The 8237-nt window shown below is 62.3% G+C and carries 6 protein-coding genes and 2 pseudogenes; 6 read left to right on the forward strand and 2 right to left on the reverse strand.

The genetic code is table 11. The features are described from left to right. Window positions 1-1062 (forward strand): annotated as a pseudogene (locus tag OQK_RS29420) (hypothetical protein); the annotation flags it as partial. A gap of 107 nt (window positions 1063-1169) precedes the next feature. Here OQK_RS29420 and OQK_RS19505 read toward each other — a convergent pair. After that, entirely contained in the window at window positions 1170-1919 is a 750-nt protein-coding gene (locus tag OQK_RS19505) for a substrate-binding periplasmic protein (protein WP_016773858.1), read from the reverse strand. 145 nt (window positions 1920-2064) lie between these two features. Between OQK_RS19505 and dnaX the strand changes: the two genes are divergently transcribed. The 5 genes from dnaX to OQK_RS19530 all read left to right on the forward strand — a co-directional run bounded on the left by dnaX (window position 2065) and on the right by OQK_RS19530 (window position 7891). Next, on the forward strand, window positions 2065-4149 hold the full coding sequence (gene dnaX, locus OQK_RS19510; RefSeq protein ID WP_016773859.1) for a DNA polymerase III subunit gamma/tau: 2085 nt from the start codon (window positions 2065-2067) through the stop codon (window positions 4147-4149). Between the two features lie 66 nt (window positions 4150-4215). After that, window positions 4216-4554: a YbaB/EbfC family nucleoid-associated protein gene (locus OQK_RS19515; RefSeq protein ID WP_003223337.1), complete on the forward strand. Its 339-nt coding sequence runs from the start codon at window positions 4216-4218 to the stop codon at window positions 4552-4554. Between the two features lie 292 nt (window positions 4555-4846). Beyond that, window positions 4847-5881 carry an NADP-dependent oxidoreductase gene (locus tag OQK_RS19520; protein WP_016773860.1) on the forward strand — a complete coding sequence of 345 codons (1035 nt, stop codon included), beginning with the start codon at window positions 4847-4849 and terminating at the stop codon, window positions 5879-5881. 66 nt (window positions 5882-5947) lie between these two features. Further along, entirely contained in the window at window positions 5948-6550 is a 603-nt protein-coding gene (recR, locus tag OQK_RS19525; protein ID WP_016773861.1) for a recombination mediator RecR, read from the forward strand. 192 nt (window positions 6551-6742) lie between these two features. Beyond that, the gene (locus OQK_RS19530) at window positions 6743-7891 is read left to right on the forward strand and encodes an acyl-CoA dehydrogenase family protein (RefSeq protein ID WP_016773862.1); all 1149 of its coding nucleotides are present in this window, start codon (window positions 6743-6745) and stop codon (window positions 7889-7891) included. Window positions 7892-8043: 152 nt separating this feature from the next. Here OQK_RS19530 and OQK_RS30095 read toward each other — a convergent pair. Next, window positions 8044-8237: pseudogene (locus tag OQK_RS30095) on the reverse strand (adenine phosphoribosyltransferase); the annotation flags it as partial.

Consider the following 8237-nt stretch of genomic DNA (forward strand, 5'->3'; position numbering starts at 1 on the left):
CCGCATTTTCAGCAGCCCTTGACCGGCGCTGACTCGCAGGCGCTGCTGGAATATTCCAGTCGCCTGTGGGTGTATCTGGAAGCCAATCCGGCCTGGGCCAGCCAGAGCGGTTTTCCCACGTTGCTGATGATCAAACGCGCCAGTCTTGCCGGTTGCCGCGTCCCGCCGCGCTACACCCATGTGATCATCGACGAAAGCCAGGATGTGCCGGCGTCGTTGCTGCAAATCATCGAGCGCGGGCAGCAGGTGCTGATCACCCTCGGCGATGAGTATCAGCAGGCCACGGGCGAGGCGCCCAAACGCAAGCGTGAAGTTCGTCAGAGCGATATCTGCTATTCGGTGCGCTCGGGGCGCAATGTCGAGCGCCTGGTCAATCCGCTGATCTCGCGCCATACGCACAAGAGCAAAGTGCCGTTCGAAGGCGCTCGTCACGCCGACGTCGATATCGAGTACTACCCGCAAGCCTTCGTGCCGCCCGAAGGTTGCGTGGTGCTGACCGCTTCACCGTGGGACACGATGATGTGGGCCATCCATCTGCACGACTCCAGTTGCGCCTTCAGTTTCCCCGACCGGGAAGCGCAGGACGACATCAAGCATTTCATGACCACCGCCATCGAGCTGTTCCGCCGCGATTTCTACAACGCCGGGTCCAGCGAGAAAGGACCGCACCCGTATTTCAGCGACATGGCTGATTGGCAGCAGGTGCGTGAGGCCAACCGTTTCGACGAGGCGTTTTTGTGGATTGAAGCGCAACTGCAAAACGGCTTCATGATTGCCGACCTGACGCGACTGAGCCAAAAGATCATCGAGCCGGGCAAAGCCTGTCTGTTGATGATGGCCGAGCGGGCTGGCGGCATGGAGTTCAAGCGCGTGCTGTTGACCCGGACGTTGCTCAGTAACGAGAAATTCAAGGATGCCTACGAGTTCGATCAGCGCATCTGCGCCGTGTACATCGCCGTGTCCCGTGCCCGGCAGCAGCTCTATCTGCCTTATGACGTGGTGGAATGGATCGATTATCACCACAGCCGCGAGCCGAAATTCCGCGAATCGCACGGTTATTGACCCGGCCAACCCTGTGGGAGCGAGCCCGCTCGCGAAGGCGTCGGTGTGTTCAACAACTGTGTCGCCTGACATACCGCTTTCGCGAGCAGGCTCGCTCCCACAGGCGGTTAGGGTGTGGTTGAAGAGGCGCCGGTGTACAACCGGATTATGTCGTCGATCTCGCCGGACATTTTCATCCGCAGCAACGTGCGCAGGATCCGCTGCACCGGCACGTTCGGATCGTTCCTCACGTAGCAGCCGATATTCTGTTCCTGCAGCACCGCGACCCCTTGCAGCTGCTGCTCCGGCAACAGGCGCTGATTGATCCAGTCCAGCGTCCACTGATTGCTCACCGCATAGCGGTATCGCCCGGCGAGGAGCTTTTCCAGTACCTGTTCCTGATTGCGCGCGTCTTCGCGTTGCAACTGGTCGGCGTCGAACAGCGGTTGCAGGGTAGGGTAGCTGTAGCCGAGAACGGTGCCGATGGCCTGGCGCGGCAGCTGGGCGGGATCGATCTGCGCCGGTTGTTCCTTGCGGCTGATCAGCAGGTCGCGCTGAAACCACAACGGCACGCTCCAGATGTAATCGCCGGACTGATTCGGCAGCCACGACTGTGCGGCATAGCAGCGCACGTCGATGTCGCCGTGCTCCATGGCGCTCTGTACCCGCGCGCGCGGCAGGACGACGAATTGCGCTGGCGCGCCGACCTGGGTCGCCAGGCTCAGCAGGACGTCATGCAGGATGCCTTGGGTCGGTCTGCCGCCTTGCAGTTGCACCATCGGCATCGCCCAACTGTCCGGCACGGCGAAGCGCAACGGCGCTTGCGCTGCCATCGCGTTGAGGCTGATACCCAGCAATGCCGCCACGGCCCACCGCATAGACGCTCCGGTAATTCCCCATCCCGAGCTGATAAAAGCCTCTGCTGATGCAGCTTAGCCATATTAGACGAGGACACCGGATGCAATTTTGCCCTTGCTCCGCTAGCATTAGCCGCTTCTGCTTCCTTCGCTGCGACGGTTTTCGATGAGTTATCAGGTTCTTGCACGTAAATGGCGTCCACGCTCGTTCCGCGAAATGGTCGGCCAGACCCATGTGCTCAAGGCTCTGATCAATGCCTTGGACAGCCAACGGCTGCACCACGCCTACCTGTTCACCGGGACGCGCGGGGTCGGCAAGACCACCATCGCGCGGATCATTGCCAAGTGCCTGAACTGCGAGACAGGGATCACCTCCAGTCCCTGCGGCGAGTGCTCGGTGTGCCGCGAGATCGATGAGGGGCGTTTTGTCGACCTGATCGAGATCGACGCCGCCAGCCGCACTAAGGTCGAAGACACCCGCGAACTGCTCGATAACGTGCAGTACGCGCCAAGTCGTGGGCGCTTCAAGGTCTACCTGATCGACGAAGTGCACATGCTTTCCAGCCATTCCTTCAATGCGCTGTTGAAAACCCTCGAAGAGCCGCCGCCCTACGTCAAGTTCATCCTGGCGACCACCGATCCGCAGAAACTTCCGGCAACGATTCTTTCGCGTTGCCTGCAGTTCTCGCTGAAGAACATGACGCCCGAGCGTGTGGTCGAGCATTTGACCCACGTGCTGACCGCAGAAAACGTACCGTTCGAAGACGACGCACTGTGGCTGCTTGGTCGCGCGGCTGATGGCTCGATGCGTGACGCCATGAGCCTGACCGATCAGGCCATCGCGTTCGGTGAAGGCAAGGTCCTCGCGACCGACGTGCGGGCCATGCTCGGCACACTGGATCACGGTCAGGTCTATGACGTGCTGCATGCGCTGATCGAGGGCGATGCCAAGGCGCTGCTCGAAGCCGTGCGTCACTTGGCCGAGCAAGGTCCGGACTGGAACGGCGTGCTCTCGGAAATTCTTAACGTGCTGCACCGCGTGGCCATCGCTCAGGCGTTGCCGGAAGGGGTCGACAATGGCCACGGCGACCGTGATCGCGTATTGGCCCTGGCCCAGGCGTTGCCGGCCGAAGACGTGCAGTTCTATTACCAGATGGGCCTGATTGGTCGCCGCGACTTGCCGCTGGCGCCGGACCCGCGTGGCGGTTTCGAGATGGTCTTGCTGCGGATGCTCGCGTTCCGCCCGGCGGATACGGCGGACGCGCCGAGGCAACCGCTAAAGCCAGTGGGGATCAGCCAGGCCACAGTTGATTCCGCAAACTCAGTGGCTGCCGCGCCGAAGCCTGCGCCGGTGGTCGCTGCGGCTGTTGCGCCCACACTTGCGCCCGCACCGGTAGCGGCGCCGGTTGCCGAGCCAGAACCTGTGGCGCCGGTTGTCGAAGCACAACCGCAGCCTGAGCCAGTCGCCGTCGAAGCCGTGGTCGATCTGCCGTGGAACGACCCGGTGGAAGCCGAGCCCGAGCCTGCGCCGGTACAGCAACCCGCCGTCGAGCCGGTATTGGAAACCGCTGGCGAGCAGCCCGAGCTGCCGCCGATGCCGCTGCCGACCCCGGACAGCGTGGTGCCGGATGCGCCGGAGTGGGCCGCTGCGCCAATTCCCGAGCCGTCCGTCGCCGACGTCGATGCCGCTACGCCGGGCATGGACATGGACGACGAACCGCCGCTGGATGAAGACTACATCGAGCCGGACATGGATTCGGCCTACAGCTACCTCGACGAACTGGCCAGCGAACACGCCGCCGATCCCGAGCCTGAACCCGAGCCGGAACCTGCCGCCGCGCCGGCCACCGGCCTGGCCCTGCAATGGCTGGAGCTGTTCCCGAAGCTGCCGATTTCCGGCATGACCGGCAGCATCGCCGCCAACTGCACATTGATTGCGGTCGACGGCGACCACTGGCTGATGCACCTTGATCCGGCTCACAGCGCCCTGTTCAACGCCACGCAACAGCGTCGTCTCAACGACGCGTTGAACCAGTTCCACGGGCGCACGCTGACCCTGACCATCGAGCTGATCAAGCCCGAGCAGGAAACCCCGGCCCAGGCCGCCTCGCGCCGCCGCGCCAATCGCCAGCGTGAGGCGGAGGAATCGATCCACGGTGATCCGTTCATCCAGCAGATGGTTCAGCAGTTCGGCGCAGTGGTGCGAAGCGATACTATTGAACCTGTCGACGCCTTGGTCACCCAAGGCTAATAACTGAAGGTGCTCGGCCAAGATGGCCGGGCGCTGTTTTATCCAAGTACGTTTGAGGTGATTCCCATGATGAAAGGTGGCATGGCCGGCCTGATGAAGCAGGCGCAGCAGATGCAGGAAAAAATGGCCAAGATGCAGGAAGAACTGGCCAACGCCGAAGTCACCGGTAAGGCCGGCGGCGACATGGTCACCGTGGTGATGACCGGTCGTCACGACGTCAAGAGCGTGAGCATCGACCCAAGCCTGGTCGAAGGCCTGAGCGAAGACGACAAAGAGATGCTGGAAGCCGTGGTCGCCGCCGCCGTCAACGACGCCGTGCGCAAGATCGAAGCCAACAGCCAGGAAAAAATGGGCAGCATGACCGCCGGCATGAACCTGCCAGCGGGTATGAAACTGCCATTCTGATTCGCCTTTGGGCGGCAGATGAGCTACACAAAATGCCAGGCATTGCGCCTGGCATTTTTGTTTCTGCGCGGCGCGGATCGTTCCTGCGCTCTGCGTGGGAATGCCTCTGGGGACGCTCCGCGTTCCAGCTTGCGATTGGGGCGCGGAGCGTCCCGGGCTGCGTTCCCACGCAGAGCGTGGGAACGATCAGTGGGAGCGCGCCTCGGGCAAAACTGCAGAAACATCGAACACACCACTGCTACCAAGGTCTGCTCCCTATACACCGAATTCCCCATTCACAGGAGACGCTGACATGTCCGACCCTCTCACCCTCAATCAACGCTTCGTCCTTGCCTCGCGCCCGACCGGCGCGCCGACCCCGGAGAACTTTCGTCTCGAGCGCGAGGCGCTGCCGGATCTGCAGGACGGTCAGGTGCTGTTGAAAACCCTGTACCTGTCGCTCGACCCGTACATGCGCGGACGTATGAGCGACGCACCGTCCTACGCTGCGCCAGTGCAAATCGGCGAAGTCATGACTGGCGGCGCGGTCAGCCGGGTCGAGCAGTCCAATCACCCGAAATTCCACACCGGTGATCTGGTGGTTGGCGCCACCGGTTGGCAGAGCCACAGCATCAGCGACGGTCGCAACATCATGCCGATCCCGGCCGGCCTGCCGAGCCCGTCGATGGCCCTCGGCGTTCTGGGCATGCCGGGCATGACCGCGTACATGGGCCTGATGGACATCGGCCAGCCGAAAGAAGGCGAAACCCTGGTGGTGGCTGCGGCGTCCGGCGCCGTCGGCTCGGTGGTCGGGCAAGTGGCGAAGATCAAAGGCCTGCGCGCGGTCGGCGTGGCCGGTGGGGCCGAGAAGTGCAAATACGTCGTTGAGGAGCTGGGTTTTGATGCGTGCATCGACCACAAGGCCGATGACTTTGCCGAGCAACTGGCCAAGGCCTGTCCCAACGGCATCGACATCTATTACGAGAACGTCGGCGGCCATGTCTTCGACGCGGTCGTGCCGTTGCTCAATCCCAAGGCGCGCATCCCGTTGTGCGGCCTGATCGCCGGCTACAACGCCGCCGAAGCGCCAACCGGCCCGGATCGCCTGCCGATGCTGCAACGCACGCTGTTGACCAAGCGTGTGCGTATTCAGGGCTTCATCGTCTTCGACGATTACGGTGATCGTCAGCCGGAATTCATCAGCCACATGGTGCCGTGGGTACGCGACGGCAAGGTGAAATTCCGCGAGGACGTGGTCGAAGGCCTGGAGCAGGCGCCCGAGGCGTTCATCGGTCTGCTGGAAGGGCGCAACTTCGGCAAACTGGTGGTCCGGGTCGCCCAGGACTGAGGATTTGACGCTGGCCAGAGGCGCGGGTATAAACCGCGTCTCGTTGTTTAGTCGGACTGTTTACCCATGAGCTTCAGCCCCTTGATTCGCCAACTGATCGACGCTCTGCGCACCTTGCCAGGCGTGGGTCAGAAAACCGCTCAGCGCATGGCGTTGCAGTTGCTCGAACGTGATCGCAGCGGCGGTACCCGTCTGGCCCAAGCCTTGAGCCAGGCCATGGAAGGCGTCGGCCATTGCCGCCAATGCCGCACGCTGACCGAAGACGATCTGTGCCCGCAATGCGCCGACCCGCGCCGCGATGACACGCTGCTTTGCGTAGTCGAAGGGCCGATGGACGTTTATGCGGTGGAGCAGACCGGCTTCCGTGGCCGCTATTTCGTGCTCAAGGGGCACTTGTCGCCGCTGGATGGCCTGGGGCCGGAAGCGATCGGTATTCCGCAACTGATGGCGCGGATAGAAGAGGCGGGGACTTTTACCGAAGTCATCCTCGCCACCAACCCGACAGTGGAAGGCGAGGCGACGGCGCACTACATCGCGCAGTTGCTCAACAACAAAGGCCTGGTCGCCTCGCGGATTGCCCATGGCGTGCCGCTGGGCGGTGAGCTGGAGCTGGTCGACGGCGGCACGCTGGCGCATTCGTTTGCCGGGCGTAAACCGATTTCCCTCTGAATTTGCGGCGTCTGAACTGACGCCTTCGCGAGCAGGCTCGCTCCCACATTGGTTTTGTGTCGTTCACAAATCCCCTGTGGGAGCGAGCCTGCTCGCGAATGGCGGGCCGCGGTCCATCTGATTCACACAATTTCATTGATAACCAAGCAAGCGCTCGGTTAACGTCGGCGAACCCTTCCGTGGAGCTCGCCCATGCCTGCCTTTCAGGAATACTTCGACCCCAGCCACCAATTGGTCCGCGACAGCGTTAGACGTTTCGTTGAGCGCGAGATCCTGCCGGACATCGATCAGTGGGAAGAAGCCGAAAGCTTTCCCCGTGAGCTGTACCTCAAGGCGGGTGCGGCGGGCATTCTCGGTATCGGCTATCCCGAAGCGCTTGGCGGCAGCCATCAAGGCGATCTGTTCGCCAAGGTCGCCGCCAGTGAAGAGCTGATGCGCTGTGGCTCTGGTGGGCTGGTGGCGGGGCTGGGCTCGCTGGATATCGGTTTGCCGCCGATCGTCAAATGGGCGCGGCCTGCGGTGCGGGAGCGGGTCGTCCCCCAAGTGCTCAGCGGCGAAAAGATCAGCGCCCTGGCGGTGACCGAGCCCGCTGGCGGTTCCGACGTCGCCAACCTGCAAACCCGCGCCGTGCGTGACGGTGACTTCTACCGGGTCAGCGGCAGCAAGACCTTTATCACCAGCGGCGTGCGCGCGGATTTCTACACGGTCGCGGTGCGCACCGGTGCGCCGGGGTTCGGCGGTATCAGCCTGTTGCTGATCGAGAAGGGCACGCCGGGTTTCAGTGTCGGTCGGCAATTGAAGAAAATGGGCTGGTGGGCGTCGGACACCGCTGAATTGTTCTTCGATGACTGCCGCGTGCCGGCAGGCAACCTGATCGGCGCGGAGAACATGGGCTTCGCCTGCATCATGGGCAATTTCCAGAGCGAACGCCTGGCGCTGGCATTGATGGCCAATATGACTGCGCAATTGGCGCTGGAGGAGAGCCTGAAGTGGGCGCGCGAGCGTGAGGCGTTCGGCAAACCCATCGGCAAATTTCAGGTGATCAAACATCGGCTCGCCGAAATGGCCACGGCGCTGGAAGTGTCGCGGGAGTTCACATATCGGCAAGCGGCAAAAATGGCGGCGGGGCAGAGTGTGATCAAGGAGATTTCCATGGCGAAGAACTTCGCCACCGACACCTCGGACCGGATCACCACCGAAGCGGTGCAGATTCTTGGCGGGCTCGGTTACATGCGTGAAGGCCTGGTGGAGCGGCTGTATCGGGATAACCGCATTCTGTCGATTGGCGGCGGGACGCGGGAAGTGATGAATGAAATCATCAGCAAGCAGATGGGGCTCTAAAAGCGAAAGATCGTCCGATGCATGATCGTTCCCACGCTCTGCGTGGGAATGCAGCCCGGGACGCTCCGCGTCCCTATCGCAAGCTGGAACGCAGAGCGTCCCTTGAGGCATTCCCACGCGGAGCGTGGGAACGATCAATCTTTAGATCTTGATTATTTATCGGTCAAAGCAAACTGCGTCAGGCAAAACGTCGGAATGCCCATGTCCTGCAAGCGCTGCGAGCCTTGCAGCTCTGGCAGATCAATGATGGCCGCCGCTTCATGCACCCGCGCGCCCATGCGGCGAATCAGGTTGGCTGCTGCGATCAGCGTGCCGCCGGTAGCGATCAGGTCATCGAACATCACCG

The organism is Pseudomonas sp. R62 (assembly GCF_000257605.1).
GTDB lineage: Bacteria > Pseudomonadota > Gammaproteobacteria > Pseudomonadales > Pseudomonadaceae > Aquipseudomonas > Aquipseudomonas atacamensis.